This is a genomic window from uncultured Aquimarina sp. (assembly GCF_947492965.1).
GTDB lineage: Bacteria > Bacteroidota > Bacteroidia > Flavobacteriales > Flavobacteriaceae > Aquimarina.
Genome location: NZ_CANLOZ010000001.1, coordinates 446,202 through 469,327, shown reverse-complemented (window position 1 = coordinate 469,327; position 23,126 = coordinate 446,202). Strand labels below are relative to the sequence as shown.

The window sequence follows — 23,126 nt, the reverse complement described above, 5'->3', positions numbered from 1 at the left end:
GAATTCCACGAATACTCATGGAATTCTTATAAATATTTAATAGGTTTTTATTTCAAATTATTTGTAGCTTCTCCACTTCTGGTAGTGTAATTAATCTTAAGCATACGAACATTTCTCAGTTCTTTCTTAATATCTCCAACTAGTCCCATTTTTGTATCTTTATCCACCTTTAAAGCAGTTGTTAAATAAGGCTGCAATTCCTTCGGTTTAGACTTTATCTCTTCCAATACAAAGGGTTGAATATCTTTAATGTTTGCAAACTTATCGTTTAGCTGAATTTTAGCTTCAGATCCTACATTTTTATACCGAGAACTTGGTTTTCCGGCATAGATATGTATGACCATATTCTTACGATCTAATTTCTCTATTTGATCCGCAAATGGCAATTCATTCTTAACTATTAATGTATCTTTTCTCATTACTGTTGCCACCATAAAGAAGAACAATAGCATAAACACGATATCGGGTAGTGATGCTGTAGATATAGCTGGAATACCCTCTTTTTCTTTTTTCTTAAATATAGACATATGGATGTTTTTAATTATTTATAATTCTGCTGTTACTGGTTCCGCTTCTGAAAGCTTCTCTGGATACATACTTCTAACCTCTTCAATTTGCTGTTTAAGTCTATCTTTATCCCCAGAATAGTTAGGGTCTTTTAAATGATCTTTCATTAAGGTAAAAGTCATTCCATACAATCTTGTTGCTTCTCTATTTCTTAATTCGGTATAAGCAGCAACCAATTCATTCTGTACTGCGATATAGGCTTCGTAATTAGTTTCTCTACTATTAATAAGAGAAATAATCGCTTTATTAGGATTATCAGAGGACTTAGGGTCATGAGCTCCTTTACAATAAGAACAATATTGATCTAATTCTCCACCTCCATTATCCAAAAAAGCAATTGCCGCTGCTCTTAAATCCTTTAGTTCTAATCGCTTTTTTTCAACAAACAACTCATTGAGTTGATTTAACTCTACCCTAAAAAGGTTTTTCTCCTTTACCATGACACTACCAGTTGTTGATTCTTCTGGAGGTGGTGGTAGCTTCCTGCTAATTCCATAATCCGTTTGGATAGTGGTACTCACTAAAAAAAAGATCAATAATAAAAAGGCAATATCTGCCATAGAACCTGCGTTCACTTCTGGTGCTAATCTTCTAGCCATAATAATTCATATTTAGTTAATAATTACCTACTAAATCAATTACTGCGAACTCGAAGTGATATGTATATCTGAAAACAAAATGGATAAACTAGATCTATACACAAAGTATATATAAATCTTATGGTGATACTGAAATAGTATCCACCAACAATAAAACCGATAACTCCATTATTTCAATATCACGTTGCTTGGAAGGTTAGATATTGATGTAATTAGTAGATCACAGTCTTATTTATTTGCAACAATTGTTATGCCATAGTGGCAAGTCTATGTAGAAATTTTAAATATTGACTTCTCAGTATCATTAGCATGAAAATCTAAGGATAGAGTTCGTTGGAAGAAAACAGTTTCTATATAACAAACCTATGTAAACAAAAAATCCCACTAAAAAGCGGGATTTTTTAATATAAAGTCTTTAACCTTTATTGAAAGTTTCCAGTTGCGGCACCTTCTCTTGTAGTATAATTTATTTTTAGCGCTTGAACTTCTCTAAGTTCTTTTTTAATATCACCTACAAGACCCATATTCGTATCACCGTCTACTTTTAAAGCAGTAATAAGGAATGGCACCTCTTCTTCCCTTTTAGCAGCTCTCTCAGCTAAAATAAAAGGTTTGATATCACTAACCTCAGCAAATTTGTCGTTTAACTGGATTCTAGCCTGAGTACCTGCACTTGCAGCGTATCTAGAACTAGGTTTACCAGCGTAAATATACATTACTAGGTTTTTCTTATCTAATTTTTCAGTCTGGTCTGCTTGAGGAAGTCTATTCTCGATTTTTAGATTATTCTCTCTCATTACCGTAGCAACCATAAAAAAGAATAATAACATAAATACGATATCTGGTAACGATGCTGTAGAAATAGCAGGTAGTTCACCACCTTTTTTCTTTTTAAATTTAGACATAATTTCGTTTTTACGTTTATACTATTATTTCTTTGGTTCTGCCTCAGAAAGTTTTTCTGGATACATTAACTGAATTTGCTTAATCTGATCCTTAAGTCTATCCTTACTACCAGAATAATTCACATCCTTAAGTTCTTCTTCCATTTGCTGGAAAGATTTACCATATAGACGTTCAGATTCTCTATTACGCAATTCAGTATATGCTGCTACCAACTCGTTCTGAACAGCAATATACGCTGCATAACTTGTTTCTCTGTTATTACGAAGTGAAATCACTGCTTTTTCAGGATTATCTGAAGAGCTTGGACTTCTTTCTCCTTTGCAATAGCTACAAGCTTCATCACCAGTTCCTCCTCCATTATCTAGAAAAGCAACAGCTGCAGCACGCAATTCACTCAACTGCATTGGCGCCTCCTCCACTAAAAGATCATTATTTTTATTTAATTCTACCACAAAAATATTTTTTTGCTTAAGAATTGGAGGCTCTACGGTCTCATCCAATGGCGGTGGTAACTTACGACTAATACCTCTATCTGTATCAATGGTTGTAGTAACCAGAAAGAATATAAGAAGTAAAAACGCAATATCCGCCATAGATCCCGCATTCACTTCTGGTGCTGATCTTCTTGCCATATTATTTACCTATTAATTTTTTAACTCCTGATAAAATCATTAAACCAACAGCAATTGCTGCTAGAAAGTAGAAAGCGTAAATACCTGTTCCTACCCATTTAGAACCGCTAGCAGAAAGAACTTCTCCATCTTTCATAGGCGTTTCTACACCTTTTGCCATTGCGTATCCAATACCAATTACCACTAAGAAAGCAACAATACCAATTCCTGCTTTCTTTAGACCAGCTGGATTCTTTGCTAAAGCTGAAAAAACTGCAATCAATGTAGCGATAATAATGATTACAAAAATTACTAGTGTAAGGTTGTACATAGGACTAACTAAAGAAGTAGCTTCTGCAAAAGCGGATGACGAAGTGTCTTTCACTAAATCTTTAGCTTCCGTGATACCATAGTTATCCATAAGTGTTGTAAAGTTACCATTCATTAGAAATAACAATACCGCACCTATTGCACCTACCGCTAGTACAACATATGATAATATTTTTGAAATTTTCATGTGACTTATGTTTTATAACGAGTCGTTTAAATACAACAACTCTATTTTTAAATAATAAATGTTTTAATTCTTTTGACTATGAAAGTCTTTTAAAACTCTTATTACTTCTTGTTTTTGTAAGCTACCAACATATCGATTAAAGTAATCGATGCATCTTCCATATCATTTACAATACTATCGATCTTAGCGATAATGTAGTTATAGAATACCTGTAGGATAATTGCAACAATAAGTCCAAATACCGTAGTAAGAAGTGCTACTTTAATACCTCCTGCTACTAATGATGGCTGCATATCTCCTGCTGCTTCAATCTTATCGAATGCGTCAATCATACCGATTACCGTACCCATGAACCCAAGCATTGGAGCAAGAGCGATAAATAATGATACCCAAGAAACATTCTTTTCTAATTGTCCCATTTGAACACCACCGTAAGCAACAACTGCCTTTTCTGCAGCGTCTATGCTCTCATCAGCTCTGTCAAGACCTTGATAATAGATAGATGCAACTGGTCCTTTTGTATTTCTACAAACTTCTTTAGCTGCTTCTACTCCACCACTATTTAAAGCATCTTCTACATTTTGTTGTAGTTTCTTACTATTAGTAGTAGATAAATTTAAAAAGATAATTCTCTCAATTGCGATCGCAAGACCTAAAATCAAACATAAAAGAACGATTCCCATGAAACTAGGACCTCCTTCTATAAAACGTTTTTTAAGATTTTGGTGAAAGGATTCTGGTTCTTCAGCAGCAGCTTCTTCTGCTTGAATAGTTGTTGTTATTGGAGCAATTAATAATTGCACGTTTGTCGTTAACTGGGCTGGAGCAGTAGCTGCTTGTATATTTCCGAAAGCCATTACTGTTGCGATTGCCAGAATAGAAAATAGTCTTTTCATTGCGCTGATTCTTAATTTTAATTAGTTAAAGGGTTAAAGATAAAAAAATATTATAATATCCATTATAATTTTAATAATAATGCAGAGAGGAAGGGATTCGAACCCTCGATACGCTTTTGACGTATACACACTTTCCAGGCGTGCGCCTTCGACCACTCGGCCACCTCTCTATAAATGTTTGCCCAAAATGGTTGAGCAAATAACAAAAAAAATGTTAACTACTAAAATTTGAGGCGTTAATTTTCTGACATTTCGCCGCGCAGAGAGGTTTCATAAATGGTTTTGAGCACTTTAAGCGGTAATTTTTCTCCCAATAAATACATCAGTTTTGCCAAAGCTGCTTCTGTAGTTATGTCTTTTCCTGAGATAACACCTGCTTTTTTCAAAGCTACGCTAGTATCGTATTTACCCATTTCTACACTTCCGCCAGCACACTGAGTTACATTTACAACCGGAATTCCCTTTTTAATTAGATCGGAAATAAGCTTCAAAAACCATGGTTTTGTAGTAGTATTACCAGATCCATAAGTTTCCAGAATAATTCCTTTTATAGTTTCTGAAGCAAATATACCCTTCAGAATAGCTTCATTAATACCTGGAAACATCTTTATAACCACGATATTATTATCAAAATGAGTATGATAAACCATTTTCTTTCTACGATTTACTTCTCGCAAAAAAGAAGTATGCACCTTTAAATGTACACCAGACTCCACTAAAGCGGGATAATTCAGTGATTGAAAAGCTTCAAAATGTTCAGCATTTATTTTGGTAGTTCTATTTGCTCGTAGTAACTTATATTCAAAATACAATCCTACTTCTGTAACCACTGGCTTACCTTTATTCTGTAAAGCAGCAATCTGAACTGCTGTGATTAAATTTTCCTTAGCATCTGTTCTTAAATCTCCTATTGGCAATTGGGATCCTGTAAATATGATAGGTTTCCCTAAATTTTCAAACATGAAACTAATTGCAGAAGCTGTATACGACATTGTATCACTCCCATGCAATACTACAAAACCATCATAAGAATTATAATGTTCATTGATTATATCTCCTAATTCTCTCCATCGATCAACATCCATATCTGAAGAATCGATCGGTTCTTTAAAACTAACTGTTTCTATATTACAAGACAATTGTCTTAACTCGGGAATCCGTAACAGGAGTTCATCAAAGTTAAAAGCTACCAATGCACCCGTTTCAAAATTCTTAACCATACCAATGGTTCCACCTGTATAAATCAATAATATATTAGGAGAGTTCTTCATTGCTTACCTATATTTATAAGACCCAACAAATGAACAAAATTTAAATTAAAAACATATTCTAGATTCCGAATATATCTTTTGAATTTTGTGTAGTAATTGCAGCTATCTCTTCTGCTGATATATTGTAGATTTCAGATAATTTATCTACCACCTGAATTAAGTAAGAACTTTCATTCCGTTTTCCTCTGTAAGGTGTAGGCGCCAAATAAGGAGCATCTGTTTCTAAAACTATATGATCTAATGAAAATTCATGTAAGAACTTATCAATTTTTCCATTTTTGAAAGTAACCACACCTCCAATACCGAGTTTCATATTACAATCAATAGCTTTATGTGCGTGTTCGATTGTACCCGTAAAACAATGAAAAATTCCAAACAAATCTGGACCTTTTTCTGATTCTAATACTTCAAAAACTTCATCAAAAGCCTCCCTACAATGAATCACAATAGGCAATTTATATTTCTTAGCTAACTGTATTTGATATCTAAATGCTTCCTGTTGTTGTACAAGAAAAGTTTTATCCCAATATAAATCTATCCCAATTTCTCCTACGGCGTAAAAATTTAGATCATTATCTTGATCTAATCGATTGCTTAGTTCCTCTTCTACATGTAGTAATTCTTCTTTATAGTTCTCTTTTACATGTGTAGGATGTAGACCCATCATTAGAAATACATTTTCTGGGTACTTCTCTTCTATCTCATACATAGATTTTGTATACTCAGAGTCAATCGCCGGAACAAAGAATCTTTTTACTCCAGCCGCCATGGCTCTTTGCATCATCTCATCTTGATCTTCATCAAAAGACTCACTATAAATATGCGTATGTGTATCGGTAAGTATCATGCGGCAAAAGTAATTAAATTTTGCACGCATGTTTTTAGCTTTTTAAAAGAAATAAGTGATTAGTTTACACTTATAATTCTTCTTAAGGGTATAATTGTAGATTGTTTTAGAATAACAGCCTTTTCTGTTACTCCCCATATAGTAGTTTCCACCTTTTTTGCTCCTTGATCATCAGCAAAAATTATTCTTACTTTTTCATGTTCCAAGTTTCCTAAGCGCATAGCCCTTTCTACATTTATTGATCTACAATACTTGTCTTTTTTATCACGAAGCACTTCTTGATTAGGAAAACGCAAAAATTTAATATCTTCTTTCTCAACAGCTGGTACTGATCTATATCCATTCATAACTCATAATTATTAAAACATTCTACCTTTTAGTGGCGACACAATATTAATAATTACACAAAAACAAGATTATTATTACGTTATTAATAACTAATTAACATTTTTCAGTAAACAATTCTGAATTATTTTACAATTCCTCAAGTAACTCTTGAGCTGTTTGATAATCTTGTGCTTCTTTGGGGATTAATTCTAATAGCACTTTACACCTATCTGTATTTTTTTGTTTTAATTGATTCAGAGCTTCAAACCAGATGGCTCTATACTTATATATTGATGTTCCGTTTTGCAATGTTGTAAAAACTTCTGACGCCTTCTCAAACTCATTCAATTCTACCAAAGATATTCCGTAGTAAAATAGATACTCTGAGTTCGACTTATCTTCTTCTAATAATTGATTAAGAAACACCTCAGCTTCTTTATAATTATTGGAATTAAAAGCTTCTTCTGCTTTTTTACCTATTTCATTGGTATTAGCTCTCTCACTTATTGACAACTCAGGTATCGAAACAAAATCATTATATATAGGTGTAGTACTCTTGGTAAAGGTATAAACTCCAAGAAGAACTAATACACTGGCAGCTACCGCATATCCCCAAGAAGGCATCTTTATTACCTTAGACTTTGTTTTTTGAGTTTCTTTAGTAAAGAAGGTATCAGATATATTCTTTAGATTATTCGCAAGTTGTGCTTTCTCTGTATCTAAACCAAGGTTAGATGATAAATATGAATTCCATTCTTGATAGGTTTTAAATTCTTCGGCGATAGCCTGATCATCTTCAATTATCTGAGATAACAATTGGTCCTCCTCTATAGAGATTTCATTACTAATTTTTCGTTCAAAAAGCTCGTATTTTTCTTCTGGGGTCATAACAAGTTTTTTATTTGATTATACTTTGGAGAGCTCTGAACCATTTTGGTCAACTGACCAATACACAAAGACTTCTTTTTACGAACATATCCATAAGATTTTCCCAACTTTGAAGCAACATCTTCCATTGACTTTATGGTAAATGTAGCCTTCAATAATTCTTTACAAGCCTTTCCTAGTTGTTCGAAAATCTCTGAAAAAAGTTCATTCCTAGCTTCAAAAATCATAGTTTCATTTGCGTATTGTTCACTCTCGTCACCTATAGATACGATCTCTTCATTAATTGTTACCTTTTGTTTGTTATTCTTTTTTAATTCATTCAACCATTTTCTTTTACACAACAAAAAAAAGTAGGCATCGAAAGGGCAAGTAAGCACCAATTTCTTTTCTTTGGCCTGAGCATAAATTGTCATCAATGTTTCTTGAATAATATCCTGAGTCTTAGATTCATCCCCACTATTCTTTTTAATATACCCAACTACTTTAGGAGCAAATTTTTCGTAGATCTCTTTCAATACTAGCGTATCATTCTTCAAAAGAGCTTCGATATATTTTTGATCTGCGTGAACCTTGTTATTTCCCATAAAAAAGATTGGTCTATGCAACTAATTTAAAAAAGTTTTTAAAAAAAGGGTAACAAAAAACAACAGGTATTGATATAAAGATGTAAACAACAAGTGCAATAATTAAAAAAGCACCATTAAAATTAGAAAAAAATGAAAAACAATAGTAGAACAATTGCATTGTCTAATAATAGTAAGCATGCAAACCGAAAGACGATACAAATTTTATTTTTAGGTTTCATAATACTGCTATTAGCAAGCTGCAGCAAAAATGATGATAATGACATTATCTTAGCTAGTCCTACTTTAGGAGGACTAGAATTAGAAACAGAGATTACAGAAAATCGAGAAGAAGCGCTACAAACATTTACACTAAATGGTGGTGGAACTGGAGAAATCTATGGATTAGAAGGTACGATCCTTTATTTTCCTCCAAATAGTATCGTAGATGATAGCGGAAGTCCCGTTACCGGAACCGTTACTATTGAATTGATTGAAATCTACGATAAAGCAAAAATGCTACTTACTAAAATGCCTACCAACGGAAAACGCCCTAATGGTGATATAGAAACATTGGTTTCTGGTGGAGAATTTTATGTAAACGCCACTCAAAACGGAGAACAACTGCAACTTGCTAACGATTTTATGCTTTTTGCTCCAGCTGATGAATTTAATGATGATATGCGATTATTTAATGGGCAGGATAATGATTGTGATGGAGATGAAATGCAATGTGATATTGTATGGGAAGAAGATGAACAAGGAGGTTTGGAGCCCATGCAAAGAGAAGGACCTAATGGACAAGGTGTAAGTGGTTATGGAGGTTTTATAAGCAATTTTGGATGGACAAACATCGACCGTTGGTATAATGACCCAAGACCTAAAACTATGTTACAAGTAGATGTTCCTGAAGGTTTTGACAACACCAACTGCAATGTGTACGTATCCTATGATGGAGAACCAACTGCATTAGCATTACTAGACATCTACGATCCAGAAACCGAACTGTTCTCTGAACATTATGGATTAATCCCAATAGGATTAGAAGTACATATCATCTTTGTATCCGTTCAGAACGATGAATACGTATATGCGATTCAAGGAACAACCATCGAAGAAGATCACTTAGAAACAATTGAAACAACAAGCACTACTACCGAAACGGGATTAGTAGCTCTAATAAACGATCTCCCGTAAACAAATCTCACACTGGAATATGCGAATTAGGTAATGGGGGTTACAGCAAATTTCAGAAAAAATTCCGGAGGTTTACCTTCCGGAATTTTTATTGACTAATTATAGTCATATATCGCATATAACTTTTTGTTTATCTTTATTAACACTAACAAAAGAACATGAACAGATTTTCGGCTTTATTACTTCTGATACTATTACCCTATTTCTGTCCAGGACAAATCGCATTATATGATACGATTCCTAGAATCGCTCCAATATCATATGAAATTGAAGGCAATCAGGTTAGATATGGTGCAACAATGCCACCACTTAATCAAATAGCTGGCGCACCAAAAGCCTTCTATTCCTATTATTGGGAATTTGGTGATGGTAATTATAGTTTTAAAGAAAATCCAACCAATTCCTTTAAAAAAAAGGGTTCTTACGAAGTAAAGCTATGGGCTACTAATAATTACGACAATGGAAAACCTCCAACCAGTAGACCCAAATCAGTGACTATTACTGATGATACTGATCAAACCGATGAGGCTTCTATAAATAACAACACTACATCTTTCTTAGAAGATGAAGATCTTATTTTAAGAAGAAACAGAGAACCAATTCCTAATCAGGAAATGGTATTTATCACGAGTTATAAAAACAATAATAATTATGTGTCTAGTGGAAAAATGTACCTGTTTTACAATGACAGACAGTTCAAAAATGATAATTTTATTATTGAAGATACTCGACTACATCATGGTGAACGTATCATTCCGTTAGACGCCATTTCTATGAACCTTGAATCGAATAACGACCACACTTTATTAGCATCTAATAGTAATTACTCATCCTATCAGAAAACTCTTTTTGTACAAGATACCACAAAACGAAAAAATCTTCCACTTACGTTAGAAGAATCAAAAGCACTATACAGAAATTATCAGATTATTGAGTTTGACAACATGAAGCCTGGAGAAGAACGCAATATTTTCAGAACGTTAAAAACCACTCCAGAAATGATAAAGGACACAAGTGCGATTGTAACACTAAGAAGTGTTTATGTTCCTGATAGCAATTTTGACGATCATACGGTAAAGGATACCGAAATGGAAATTGTTACTTCTCACGACCCTAATAAAATGTCATCTAATGGCTGGTTAATGAATTATCGCCTAGTACGGTTTAAAAGATTAAAATTTAAAGTACGCTTTCAGAATAATGGCGAAGGACCTGCGAATACCATAAGATTAGAAGTAGACACACCCGAAATGTTTGATAAATCCACATTACAAATTGACAATATGTATCCAGAATGTCCAATTTGCCCAAAGGAACGAGAGGTAAACTACAGTTGCTTGGATACCATTTTTCAAAAGGACAAAATTATATTTAAGTTTAACAGAATCTACCTTCCAGGAAGTGAGCAAAAGAATGTTTCTGAAATCGACTCCACCAAAGGTTTTGTGAAATATTCTATGAAATTTGGCAAAAACTTTCATAAAAAAAAGACAAAAAGCAGAACTGCCATTTATTTTGATAAGAATGAACCCATTATTACGAATTATGCGACCACTCGTTTTATGCCTGGAATTTCTATTGGAGCAAAAGCAGGATATATTACAGTGCCAGAATTAGATAATCAAAGTGAATATTTTGTTGGAGCAACTTTATCTCCTTTTAAATCTTACAGAGGATACTATCAGGCAGAATTAATGTTCTCCGCTTCCTCTTATGATGAAACAAGAAATTTTGAAACAAGAACTACCGATCCTACAGGTAATGTAAACTTAATCCGTTTTTCTGGGGTTAATCAATTTACCAATATTTCTGTGTATGCAGTACCAGCATCCTATCGTTATAATTTCTCGAATTTCTTTGCTATGGGAGCTGGTGTTCAATTAAAATTAGACTTAACAAGCACAAATGATCAGGAAACCACTGGTCAAGGTTTTACCGTCTTCGAAAACGGTAATCAAATAATTCCTAATCCCGATTTAGATTCTTTTAATACTACTGAAATTGATGATAGCTTTACCAATTTACAAACAGGTGTTTTTATAGGAATGAACCTTGGAACCGTGAGAATTGGTCCAAGCGTAGGTGTTAGATATGTGTACAACCTTAACGAACCAAATTCTCAAATTCAATTATATGGGATTTGGAAGTTTTAAAAAGACTGTTTTCATACTGCTACTCATTTTTGGGAGATCAGTCAATTATGCGCAGGATATTACAAAAACTTCAGAGTTTTTATACAACCAATTAGATAATTTCCTAGAAAAACCTTCGAACCAAAGTTTAGAACAACTTAGAAACATTACTTCCTCCAAAGAGTCGAAACTATCTTCTGAAGAAGACCTTCTTGCCTGGGTGATTGTACACAGTAATTTAGGATATTATTACAATAGATATGGTGATATCTCTTCAGGAATAACACATTATGAAAAAGCTTGGAAAACCTACAACACAAATAACTTAAAGGATTATGATATTATTGAAAACTGTTTACAACCGTTAGGAAATTTATATCTAAAAATTGGCGATCTAAAAAAAGCAGAAAGTACCATTACTAATTATTTATTCATTGCTGAACAAAATGGAAACATCTCAAAAATGATTTCGGCGATTACCAACTTATCCATTAACTACCATAATCAAAGTGAATATGACAAGGCGCTTGAGATTCTTCACAAAGCAGAAAAAACACAACCTAATAACCCAAATATTCTAACGAATTTAGCTACCAATTATCTGGATAAAGGAGCCATCAAAAAAGCTGAAAAACTTGCTAAAAGAGTACTTTCTATTGACCCAAAAGAAGTAAACGCATATAAAATTCTAGCTTTTATTTCACTAGAAAACAATAATGCAACGGCTGCAAAGCAACATTTATCAACTGCAAAAAGACTCTTATTAGACCAATCCAATGTATCTGCCAGAGATATTGCAAAGTGGCAATTAGCCTATACAGACATCCTCATTTCAAAAAAAGAATACAAAGAAGCATTAGCATCCTTAAAAGAAATCCATTCTCTTTTACTACCTACATATGACTCCGAAGTCGCTATCCCCAAAAAACAAACACTTGTTGCTGACCAAATTTTATTAAAAACATTAGATACTCAAGCATACATTTATGAACAATTAAATGATCCCATTTCAGCAATAAAATCGTTAGAAGCAGCTTTTATTGTAAACTCTAAATTAAATATTGCATATCCGCTGCAAAGCACGAAGATTATTCAACATGGTCAGAATAGAAATCGAACTGAAAACTATATTGAGCTGTTATACACCTTATATCAAAAAACCAATGAAATTGTATATATACAAAAAGCGTTCAATGCTTCAGAAAATTCTAAGGCTCCTTTTGTAAACGAAGCTTTAGTATCGAAAAGACTTTTATCTCAATATAAAAGTGATTCTTTGATCAAAAAGAACGAACAACTTCATATTCAATTAGCGGTTTACGAAACCAAAATCCTAAAGGAAAAACTTAAAAAAGATCAGGCGGATATTTCTCTAATCCAAAAATGGAGTGAGCAGCATTCAAATATCTCCATACAATTGAAAGAACTTTCAAAAACACTACAAGAAAAATATCCTAATTTAATTTCCGATCAACAAACTATTTCAGTTCCTCAACTTCATCAAAAGCTAAAAGAAGACAAGTTATTGTTAGTTTCTTATTTTTTCGGAAAAAATAACATTTATCAGTTTACAGGTAATGAAAAAACACTAAATATTCTTAAAATTGAAAACAATACACTCCTGAAAAATAGCATCCGAGATTACGTTCAATATTTTGATAATGCTTCGAATATAACTAATGATGTGAATGGCTTTTCCAAAGCTAGTTTTAATTTATATAAAAGTTTAAAAATCTCAAATTCTGAAAAGTTACTAATCATACCAGACGGACTTCTAAATTTTGTTCCTTTTGAAGCATTATTAACAGAAGAAACTGATGCTTTCAATTTTGAAAACATGCCTTTCTTAGTAAAGTCCTCTATGATTACTTATGAAAATTCTATCAATAAATATCTTACAGCTACAAATAGCAACCATCTCAAGAAAAATGTTTTAGGCATATTTCCTATTTTCCAAAACACCAACTTAGAACTACCTTTTTCTGTAGATGAAAAAAAACATATTGAAGAACATTTCGATGGTACTTTTTTGAAAAACGAAGACGCTACTTATGCTAATTTTATAGATCAATTAAAAGATCATACAATTTTACACCTATCTACTCATGCAGCATCAGGAAGTTTTGCAAGTCCAGCATCCATCCAATTTACAGATCAAAACATACTAGTAAACCAATTATACGGCTTACAACTAAATGCTGATTTGGTTGTATTAAGCGCTTGCGAAACAGGCGTAGGTGCTATAGCAAAAGGCGAAGGACCACTGAGTATCGCTAGAGGATTTAAATATGCAGGAGTACCAAACGCACTGTTCTCTTTATGGAAGGTTAATGACAAAACCACCTCGCAACTAATGCGTTATTTCTATAAAAACTTAAAAGACCAGAACTCCAACACACATAGTTTACACACTTCAAAGCTTGAGTATTTGACTTCTAAAAAAATTACCAATGCACAAAAATCCCCATACTATTGGGCTTCCTTTGTATACTACGGTTCTTATGAACATCCTGTAGTAAAAAATCATTGGACAATTATTAGCATTCTATTCTTTATAATTGTAGTACTTTTACTGCTGATCAGACGAAAATTAAAATGACCACACTTCGCCAATTTTTACTTGATAAAAAGTATCACCGCATTAAACTTGAGTATACCAAAACCAATCATTTCGAAATAAAAGCATTTTTAAATAGCGTAGAAGGAAATTTTATTGTCGATACGGGAGCCTCTAATTCTTGTGTTGGTTTTGATGCGGTAGAAAAGTTTAAACTTTTTACACAAGAAAGTGATGTTAAGGCTGCTGGTGCTGGCGCTACAGACATGCACACCCAACTCTCCAAAAAAAACACTTTACAATTAGGTAAATGGTCCAGAAAAAACGTTTCACTAATTCTTTTTGACTTAACCCATGTTAACACGGCACTAACGGCTCATGATGCGACACCCGTGGATGGAATTATTGGAGCGGATGTACTAAAAAGAGGAAAGGCTGTAATCGACTACGAAAAAAAGTGCCTCTATTTAAAATAGAAGATTGCTATCTTCTTTCAACTATTCTGCAGCAAATCCAGACATAGAATCATTCTATTGATATTATCTTTATTAAACCCGTTTTGTACAATAGAAAATCTATTCCATCTTTGAGCTACTGCAAATACTACCGCTTCACTACTTTTTTTAATCTAACCATAGCGATGCTATGCTGAAATCAAGAAAAAGCCAGTATTTATTGTATTTCAAAGCTTCATTACGAGGTTCTATTGCATAAAGCGGGTTAAAACATTTTACCAAAATTATATACTTAGATTTTAGAAATCTACAACACTATTTATACAAATCAGGTATTTCTACCTATTGACTCTCTTTGATCTCCTATTTAGATTTGATTCTTGGTGATTTTGGAATACACTTCAATGATTAAAATCCCCAGAATTCATTGGAATATGGCAGCTTATAAAAACAAAAGATCATGAAAACGGTACTAATCGGAAGCTTTCCTACATGTCTTACTGTATATAAATCCCTCACAGAAAAAGGACAACTCAATGCTGTCGGTTTTCAAAAATCACTGGTACCAAACCCTAAAAAAGATTTTTGGTTAACTTCTATTGAAAAAGAAGGTTACAGCACATTCCTTGTAGACCGAGAAAATATAAAAAATACATTTATACAATGGTTATATGATATTGAACCAGATCTAGTATTGGTTTGTGGTTTTTCTATCAAAATTCCTAAAGAAGCTTTACCTATCCCTAAATTTGGATTTCTAAATATTCATTTTGGTAAATTACCCGTGAACAGAGGTCCAGATCCAATTTTTTGGTCTATTAAAAAAGGTGAAAAACAAACAACAATAACAGTTCATGAAATAGATGAAAACTGGGATACAGGTAAAATTTTATTAGAACAATCCGTTGCCCTAATACCAGGAGAAACCTTAGGTATGGTCAATTCTAAAATGAGTAATATGCTGGAAAATATAACGAAACTAGCAATTGAACTCATTACAGATCCAAAAAACTTAAAACCTCAATCAGAAACGAACGCATATTACTATAAAAAACCAACAGATAAGGACATTACCATTGACTGGGAAAACCAGACAGCAGACGAAATCGAGCAACTCATCAATGCTTGCAATCCAAAATACGGCGGAGCTTTAAGTTATTACCAAGGGAGTATTATTAAAATCTTAGAAGTATCACCAGTAGATTATCATATTCCGCTATTAGGAAAAACTCCGGGAGAAATTATACATGCTCATCCCCAAGAAGGGCTATTTGTTTGTTGCAAATACGGAAAAGTTCTTCGTATCAATATGATCAGTTCTGACGCGGGGATCTTATCAGGTTCAAAATTTGTACATCTTGGTGTACGCAAAGGAAATTGTTTTACAACATCATTAAAAACAACACAACAGATTATTCTTTAAAATCAATCATTAATAACAACTAATAAAAACAACGTATGGAGGGAACTATAGGAGAAATCAGAATGTTTGCAGGTAATTTTGCACCAAGATCCTGGGCATTTTGTGAAGGACAATTATTACCTGTAGCTCAAAACACAGCTTTATTTTCAATTATAGGAATCACTTATGGCGGTGATGGAAGAACTACTTTTGCTTTACCAGATCTTAGAGGACGTGTTCCTATTGGACCAGGAAGCGGACCAGGATTATCTACTTATCGAGAAGGCCAAAAGACTGGCGTAGAAACTACGACACTAACCAGTCGAAATTTACCACCCCATCATCATATGGTAACCGTGGATGGAACTACTAATGTACTTAATGCTGCTGTATCTATCCCAACAATAAATGATGAAGCTACACTAGACGAATCAGATGGAAACGTATTAGCAGTTGCTTCCTCCAATAATTCCGTCACTACCAATATTTATGGCCCTAGCAATGCTATCGATAGTAACTTAGCTCCTTTCAGAGCATCAGTTACCGGAAATATAAACACACAAAATACAGGAGCAGGACAGTCTTTTAATAATTTACAACCTTCTCTTGCTACCTATTTCATAATTTGTTTACAAGGTATTTATCCAAGTAGAAGTTAAAAACTTTATTACCACATATAAATTTTAATTTACTAAATTAAGGGGATAATAACATACTAATTTTTAAAACCTTACCTATGAAATCAAAACTACGCGCACATATATTGTCGCTTTTTATTTTGAGTAGTATGAGCGTATTTTCTCAATTCTCTTTAGGCGATATTGCTTTCTCAGCTTATAACTCGGATAATTCTATTACTCCAGAAGACAGTTTTACTATAGTCTTATTAAGAGATGTCTCTTCTGGAGAATCTTTAGGTTTTACAGAAAATGGTTGGTTAGCTACAGGAGGATTTAGAACAGGAGAAAGTAGTTTTACACTGACTTTTGGCAGTAATTATGGAACAGGAACTCAGATTGTTATTTCTCGTAGTCCATTTCAGGCATTAGATCAAGATGGAAGTTCTGCAGGTAGTCTATCCGGATCTGGACTTAGTCTTGCAGTTGGTGGAGACCAAATATTTGCGTACGACCCTGCAAATGTTCCTTCAGCAGGAGATGAAACCGGTTTCGTTGCTGCCATTCAAATGAATGGCGGATGGGATGCGGATGGAGCAACAACTACTACATCTGCACAACCTTCTGTTTTTACTGATGGAACAAACTCTATTTCTATATCCCCAGAAGTAGATAATGCAAGATTGAGTTTAGCAAATTGTTCTAATTTTACAGATGTTGCTACTTTAAGAACTTTATTAAACACAAGCTCTAATTGGGAAACTGACAATGATAATCCATATACCCAATCTTCTCCTCTTTGTGATTTCACATCACTTTCAGCCTGTACAAATCCCGACGTACCCACAATAGTTGCTTCACCAACTGCGGTTTGTAATGGCAGTACAACAACATTAAATATCACCGGAAGTTTAAACGATGCTACTCAATGGGTAGTCTACACTGGTTCTTGTGGAGGAACACAAGTAGGCACAACGGCTACCTCTTCCATCGTAGTGACTCCTTCAGGACCATCCACAACTTACTTTATCAGAGGAGAAGGTGGTTGTATAACACCAGGATCTTGTGGCTCTGTTTCCGTTACAGTGAATAATCTTGACGATGCATCCTTTAATTATAGTGCAAGTGCCTATTGTGTGGATGATGCGGATCCTACTCCAACAATTACTGGACTTACGGGTGGCACATTCTCTTCCACAGCTGGTTTAAGTATCAATACTGCTACTGGACAAATCGATGTTTCGGCTTCTACACCTAATACATATACGGTAACTTATACCACCGCAGGAACTTGTCCGAATTCGTCTAATGCATCAGTAACTATCAATGCGCTGGATGATCCGTCTTTTAATTATAGCTCAAGCGCTTATTGTGTGGATGATGCGGATCCTACTCCAACAATTACCGGACTTACCGGTGGAACATTCTCTTCCACAGCGGGTTTAAGTATCAATACCTCTACTGGACAAATCGATGTGTCTGCTTCTACACCTAATACATATACGGTAACTTATACAACTGCTGGAACTTGTCCGAACTCATCGAATGCTTCTGTAACTATCAATGCGCTGGATGATCCGTCTTTTAATTATAGCTCAAGTACTTATTGCGTGGATGATGCGGATCCTACTCCAACAATTACTGGACTTACGGGTGGAACATTCTCTTCCACAGCGGGTTTAAGTATCAATACCTCTACTGGACAGATTGATGTTTCGGCTTCAACTCCAAATACATATACAGTAACTTATACCACCGCAGGAACTTGTCCGAACTCATCGAATGCTTCTGTAACTATCAATGCACTGGATGATCCGTCTTTTAATTATAGTGCAAGTGCTTATTGTGTAGATGATGCGGATCCTACTCCAACAATTACTGGACTTACGGGTGGAACATTCTCTTCTACAGCGGGTTTAAGTATCAATACCACTACTGGACAAATCGATGTATCAGCATCTACTCCTAATACATACTCGGTAACTTATACCACCGCAGGAACTTGTCCGAACTCATCGAATGCTTCTGTAACTATCAATGCGTTGGATGATCCATCTTTTAATTATAGTACAAGCACTTATTGTGTAGATGATGCGGATCCTACTCCAACAATTACTGGACTTACGGGTGGAACATTCTCTTCCACAGCTGGTTTAAGTATCAATACCTCTACTGGACAAATCGATGTTTCAGCTTCAACTCCAAATACATATACGGTAACTTATACCACCGCAGGAACTTGCCCAAACTCATCGAATGCATCGGTAACTATCAATGCTCTGGATGATCCGTCTTTTAATTATAATGTAAGTGCTTACTGTGTAGATGATGCGGATCCTACTCCAACAATTACTGGACTTACAGGTGGAACATTCTCTTCTACAGCGGGTTTAAGCATCAATACCACTACCGGACAAATCGATGTATCCGCTTCAACTCCGAATACATATACGGTAACTTATACCACTGCGGGAACTTGTCCGAACTCATCGAATACTTCCGTAACTATTAATGCGTTGGATGATCCATCTTTTAATTATAGTACAAGCACTTATTGTGTAGATGATGCGGATCCTACTCCAACAATTACTGGACTTACGGGTGGAACATTCTCTTCTACAGCTGGTTTAAGCATCAATACTACCACTGGACAAATCGATGTATCAGCATCTACTCCTAATACATACTCGGTAACTTATACCACCGCAGGAACTTGTCCGAACTCATCGAATACTTCCGTAACTATTAATGCGCTGGATGATGCATCCTTTAGCTACTCTGCTGCTTCTTATCTAACTACTGATGCTGACCCTACTCCAACAATTACCGGTGTAACTGGAGGTAGCTTTTCTTCCACAACAGGTTTAACTCTAAACAGTTCTACAGGAGAAATTGATGTATCCGCTTCCACACCAAACACATATACAGTAACTTATACCACTGTAGGAACTTGCCCGAACTCATCTGATATAAGCGTAACTATTATTGACCCAGCACCAACAGTTATCATTACATCAACTGAAAGTCCTGGACCTACAGGAGCCAACCCTATTCCGGTTACCGTTACTTTTAGTGAATCTGTTACAGGATTTGATATTAACGATGTAACTACAGGAAATGGAAATGCCACTAATTTTACTGGATCTGGAGACACCTACACTTTTGATATTACTCCTATTGCAAATGGTACAGTTACAGTTGATATCGCTGCAGATGTTGCTACGGATGGAGCAGGTAATGGAAACATAATAGCTTCTCAATTTACTATTATATTTGACAATCTATTAAACACTGATGACGAGATACTTGAAATGGAATTAAACATTTATCCTGTACCCTCTAAAAACGTTATTTATATACCAAGAGTAACTAATGTAGCCTTAAAAAATGTAGAAATTTTTGATGTTAGAGGTAAAATAATTGTTTCTCAACAACTAAATAAAAATGATATTATAAACACTATAGATATCACATCCATACCTTCTGGTTTATATTTAATAACTATATATTCCGAAACTGGTTCTACTACTAAGCGAATAATTAAAGAATAGTTTTCTAATAAAACCTCATTAAATATAAAGGTCGAGATTAATCTCGACCTTTTATTTTCATAATCAAGTATTTTCACCTATTTCCGTCGACATCAATTCATTATATCTTTGCCTCCATGACGACAAATGTAATAACCCCAAATACAAAGAAAGATAAGAAGATGATGAAAGTAATTCCAATCGCCGTACTAATACTTATATTAATTGCTTTAGGTATGAATATCTATCTATTATTTCGATTCATGTAACAATGATTCAAATACTACATTCCGGTTCTAATAGCTTCTACAGGATCTAATCTTGCAGCCATCCATGCTGGAAAAATTCCTGCTATTAACCCAATCAATGTTGACCAGAACATACCCCAAAACATATTGGAAGATGAAAGAATAAACTCAAAATCCCCTGTAAACTGAGAGGCTCCTTTTGAAATTAACCATACCAATACCAATCCTATTAATCCACCAAAAATTGCCAGAATAACAGCTTCAAATAAAAACTGAAGTAATATAAACTTTTTCTTCGCTCCTAATGCTTTCTGAATACCGATTAGATTAGTTCTTTCTTTCACACTTACAAACATGATATTTGCAATTCCGAAACCACCCACTAAAAGAGAAAACATTCCTATGAAACCTCCAATTTTAGACATAGTACCTGTAATATTATCAATAAAATCAGTAAATCCCTGCAATTGATTTACAAAAAAATCATCTATATCGTCTGGTTTTAAACCTCGATACGAACGCATTTTTTGTTTTAAAGTAGACACAAATTCCGGAATATCAATTCCAGATTCTGGTTTCATAATAATCATAGGAAATGTAAACTTATTATTATCTCCATAGATTCTTCTTACTAAATTAACGGGAAGTATTGCTGCTGTATCTTTAGAGTCTCCAAAAAGACCACTACCTTCTTTTTTAAGAACACCTATTACTGTAAACTTTCTACCATATACACGGATTTTCTTTCCAATAGGATCACCATCTCCAAATAAACTTTTTGCAATCTCATCACCAATCACTACCACTGGTGCTCCACCAACAGATTCTTGTTCATTAAAAAACCTTCCTTTTACCACTTGTAGTTCCTCTATATCGTAATAATCATTAGTAACTGGAGCCATACTTACATTACTAATACTTTTATCATTATATTTTAAGGTTTCTTGCCCAACATTTAGTAAAAAACTTACTGCTTTCAAATCAGGCATACTTCTTTTTATAAGCTGATACTCTTCAAATGTAACATCCGGAAATTGTTCTCTTTTCCAATCCGGAACATCCGTAGGACCAAAAGAAACTCTGGTAAGATAAATTGTACTATTATCCAAAGAGCTGATACTGCCTTTTATTTCTTTTTCTAAAGAATCTACTGCAGCTAATACTCCAATAATAGAGAATATCCCAATGGTAACTCCCAGTAAAGAAAGAAATGTTCTTAACTTATTGTTTTTTAATGCATTAATAGCAAAATTAAAACTTTCCTTAAGTACTCGTAGATAGATAAGCATGTGCTAATTTTTGAACAATATAAAGATAGGACGTTTTCTTAATAATTTTGTTACAAAATATCTAAAACAATTACTAACAATGGGTTGTCTAATTGGCAACTAAATTGCTACTTTTGCGTTTTATCAACTAAACATTGTTATGAGCACAACAAAAACGGCTAAATCTGCTTTAATTTCTGTATTTAGTAAAGAAGGATTAGCACCAATCGTTAAAAAATTAGATGAACTTGGAATTAGTATTTATTCCACTGGTGGAACTGAAAAATTTATAAAAGAACAAGGAGTAGATGTAATTCCTGTGGAAGATGTTACTTCTTACCCTTCAATTCTTGGTGGAAGAGTTAAAACATTACACCCCAAAGTTTTTGGAGGTATACTAAACCGTCAGAATAATGATAGTGATGTAGCTGAACTTGAGCAATATGAAATTCCACAGATCGATATCGTAATAGTTGATTTATACCCTTTTGAAAAAACAGTTGCTTCTGGAGCATCACAACAAGATATTATTGAAAAAATTGATATAGGAGGTATTTCTTTGATTAGAGCTGCTGCTAAAAACTTTGCTGATGTTACTTGCGTAGCTTCTGTGGAAGATTATGCAGAATTCTTAGAAATCATTTCTGAAAGAAATGGAAGTATCTCTTTAGAAGATCGTAAACGATTTGCAGCAAAAGCGTTTAATGTTTCTTCCCATTATGATAGCGCAATTTTTAATTATTTTAATAACGATCATGAGATTGCTTCTTTAAAAATTAGTGAAACTAAAGGTAAGACACTTCGCTATGGAGAAAACCCTCATCAAAAAGGATTTTTCTTTGGAGATTTCGATGCAATGTTTGATAAATTGCATGGAAAAGAATTATCATACAATAATTTATTAGATGTAGATGCTGCGGTTAACCTAATGAATGAATTTAAAGGAGAAGACCCAACATTTGCAATCCTTAAACACAATAACGCTTGTGGTTTAGCACAACGTTCGACAATACATCAAGCTTATGTAGATGCATTAGCTGGTGATCCGGTTTCAGCTTTTGGAGGGATATTAATAAGTAATTCAGAAATAGATGTTCCAACAGCTGAAGAAATTCACAAACTATTTTGCGAAGTGGTAATCGCTCCTTCTTACAGTGATGAAGCTATTGAAATATTAAAAGGAAAGAAAAATAGAATTATTTTAATTCAAAAAGACATAGAGCTTCCACAAACTCAGGTACGCTCTTGTTTAAACGGAGCTTTAGTGCAGGACAAAGATTTAAAAACGGATGCTCAGGAAGATTTAAATACGGTTACCAAAGTAGCTCCTACCGATGAACAAGTAGAAGATCTCTTATTTGCTTCAAAAATATGTAAGCACACAAAATCTAATACAATTGTTTTCACTAAAGGCAAACAACTTTTAGCTAGTGGAACAGGACAAACTTCTCGTGTAGATGCATTGAAACAATCTGTAGAAAAAGCAAATTCATTTAATTTTGATCTTAATGGCGCTGTAATGGCCAGTGATGCCTTTTTCCCATTTCCTGACTGTGTAGAGCTTGCAGACAAAGCAGGAATCAAGGCAGTTATACAACCAGGAGGTTCTATAAAAGACCAATTAAGTATTGATTACTGCGATGAAAACGGAATTGCTATGGTAATGACCGGAACACGTCATTTTAAACATTAATTTTAGTACATTTACTCAACTCTAACCCTTTTTAC

At 34.1% G+C, this 23,126-nt stretch carries 20 protein-coding genes and 1 tRNA gene; 8 read left to right on the top strand and 13 right to left on the bottom strand.

What is annotated here, in order from left to right; all coding sequences use genetic code 11:
* Positions 1–47: 47 nt before the first annotated feature.
* The 12 genes from Q1B37_RS01980 to Q1B37_RS01925 all read right to left on the bottom strand — a co-directional run bounded on the left by Q1B37_RS01980 (position 48) and on the right by Q1B37_RS01925 (position 8,013).
* Positions 48–527 carry a biopolymer transporter ExbD gene (locus Q1B37_RS01980; RefSeq protein ID WP_299894847.1) on the bottom strand — a complete coding sequence of 160 codons (480 nt, stop codon included), beginning with the start codon at positions 525–527 and terminating at the stop codon, positions 48–50.
* 18 nt (positions 528–545) lie between these two features.
* The gene (locus tag Q1B37_RS01975) at positions 546–1,166 is read right to left on the bottom strand and encodes a biopolymer transporter ExbD (RefSeq protein ID WP_299894844.1); all 621 of its coding nucleotides are present in this window, start codon (positions 1,164–1,166) and stop codon (positions 546–548) included.
* A gap of 422 nt (positions 1,167–1,588) precedes the next feature.
* Complete coding sequence (locus tag Q1B37_RS01970; RefSeq protein ID WP_299603687.1) at positions 1,589–2,071, bottom strand: biopolymer transporter ExbD; 483 nt, start codon at positions 2,069–2,071, stop codon at positions 1,589–1,591.
* 24 nt (positions 2,072–2,095) lie between these two features.
* Positions 2,096–2,704: a biopolymer transporter ExbD gene (locus Q1B37_RS01965; RefSeq protein WP_299603690.1), complete on the bottom strand. Its 609-nt coding sequence runs from the start codon at positions 2,702–2,704 to the stop codon at positions 2,096–2,098.
* Position 2,705: 1 nt separating this feature from the next.
* Complete coding sequence (locus Q1B37_RS01960) at positions 2,706–3,200, bottom strand: phosphoethanolamine transferase domain-containing protein (RefSeq protein WP_299603692.1); 495 nt, start codon at positions 3,198–3,200, stop codon at positions 2,706–2,708.
* Between the two features lie 101 nt (positions 3,201–3,301).
* The gene (locus Q1B37_RS01955; RefSeq protein ID WP_299603695.1) at positions 3,302–4,096 is read right to left on the bottom strand and encodes a MotA/TolQ/ExbB proton channel family protein; all 795 of its coding nucleotides are present in this window, start codon (positions 4,094–4,096) and stop codon (positions 3,302–3,304) included.
* An 82-nt stretch (positions 4,097–4,178) separates the two neighbouring features.
* Positions 4,179–4,266: transfer RNA gene (locus tag Q1B37_RS01950), tRNA-Ser, on the bottom strand.
* Positions 4,267–4,332: 66 nt separating this feature from the next.
* On the bottom strand, positions 4,333–5,367 hold the full coding sequence (locus Q1B37_RS01945) for an asparaginase (protein WP_299603698.1): 1,035 nt from the start codon (positions 5,365–5,367) through the stop codon (positions 4,333–4,335).
* A 58-nt stretch (positions 5,368–5,425) separates the two neighbouring features.
* Complete coding sequence (locus Q1B37_RS01940) at positions 5,426–6,214, bottom strand: TatD family hydrolase (protein WP_299895830.1); 789 nt, start codon at positions 6,212–6,214, stop codon at positions 5,426–5,428.
* A 59-nt stretch (positions 6,215–6,273) separates the two neighbouring features.
* Entirely contained in the window at positions 6,274–6,561 is a 288-nt protein-coding gene (locus Q1B37_RS01935) for a hypothetical protein (RefSeq protein ID WP_299894841.1), read from the bottom strand.
* Positions 6,562–6,688: 127 nt separating this feature from the next.
* A complete protein-coding gene (locus Q1B37_RS01930) occupies positions 6,689–7,429 on the bottom strand; it encodes a hypothetical protein (protein WP_299894838.1) in 741 nt (246 codons plus the stop codon).
* Complete coding sequence (locus tag Q1B37_RS01925) at positions 7,426–8,013, bottom strand: sigma-70 family RNA polymerase sigma factor (protein WP_299894835.1); 588 nt, start codon at positions 8,011–8,013, stop codon at positions 7,426–7,428. Before Q1B37_RS01925 ends, Q1B37_RS01930 begins: the two co-directional genes overlap by 4 nt.
* A 132-nt stretch (positions 8,014–8,145) precedes the next feature.
* Between Q1B37_RS01925 and Q1B37_RS01920 the strand changes: the two genes are divergently transcribed.
* The 7 genes from Q1B37_RS01920 (at position 8,146) to Q1B37_RS01890 (ending at position 19,903) form a co-directional block, all read left to right on the top strand.
* Positions 8,146–9,189: a hypothetical protein gene (locus Q1B37_RS01920; RefSeq protein ID WP_299894832.1), complete on the top strand. Its 1,044-nt coding sequence runs from the start codon at positions 8,146–8,148 to the stop codon at positions 9,187–9,189.
* 158 nt (positions 9,190–9,347) lie between these two features.
* Positions 9,348–11,342 (top strand): PKD domain-containing protein, encoded by a 1,995-nt coding sequence (locus Q1B37_RS01915; protein ID WP_299894829.1) that lies wholly within the window; start codon positions 9,348–9,350, stop codon positions 11,340–11,342.
* Positions 11,323–13,920 (top strand): CHAT domain-containing protein, encoded by a 2,598-nt coding sequence (locus Q1B37_RS01910; RefSeq protein ID WP_299894826.1) that lies wholly within the window; start codon positions 11,323–11,325, stop codon positions 13,918–13,920. Before Q1B37_RS01915 ends, Q1B37_RS01910 begins: the two co-directional genes overlap by 20 nt.
* The gene (locus Q1B37_RS01905; RefSeq protein ID WP_299894823.1) at positions 13,917–14,354 is read left to right on the top strand and encodes a retropepsin-like aspartic protease; all 438 of its coding nucleotides are present in this window, start codon (positions 13,917–13,919) and stop codon (positions 14,352–14,354) included. Before Q1B37_RS01910 ends, Q1B37_RS01905 begins: the two co-directional genes overlap by 4 nt.
* A 439-nt stretch (positions 14,355–14,793) precedes the next feature.
* Complete coding sequence (locus Q1B37_RS01900) at positions 14,794–15,756, top strand: formyltransferase family protein (protein ID WP_299894820.1); 963 nt, start codon at positions 14,794–14,796, stop codon at positions 15,754–15,756.
* A 35-nt stretch (positions 15,757–15,791) separates the two neighbouring features.
* Positions 15,792–16,394, top strand: a complete 603-nt coding sequence (locus Q1B37_RS01895; protein ID WP_299894818.1) for a tail fiber protein — start codon at positions 15,792–15,794, stop codon at positions 16,392–16,394.
* Between the two features lie 77 nt (positions 16,395–16,471).
* A complete protein-coding gene (locus Q1B37_RS01890; protein WP_299894816.1) occupies positions 16,472–19,903 on the top strand; it encodes an S-layer family protein in 3,432 nt (1,143 codons plus the stop codon).
* A gap of 262 nt (positions 19,904–20,165) precedes the next feature.
* On the opposite strand, the gene Q1B37_RS01885 is transcribed toward Q1B37_RS01890, so the two are convergent.
* Positions 20,166–21,419, bottom strand: a complete 1,254-nt coding sequence (locus Q1B37_RS01885; protein WP_299603727.1) for an ABC transporter permease — start codon at positions 21,417–21,419, stop codon at positions 20,166–20,168.
* Positions 21,420–21,558: 139 nt separating this feature from the next.
* Between Q1B37_RS01885 and purH the strand changes: the two genes are divergently transcribed.
* Positions 21,559–23,091 (top strand): bifunctional phosphoribosylaminoimidazolecarboxamide formyltransferase/IMP cyclohydrolase, encoded by a 1,533-nt coding sequence (purH, locus tag Q1B37_RS01880; protein WP_299894813.1) that lies wholly within the window; start codon positions 21,559–21,561, stop codon positions 23,089–23,091.
* Positions 23,092–23,126 lie beyond the last annotated feature (35 nt).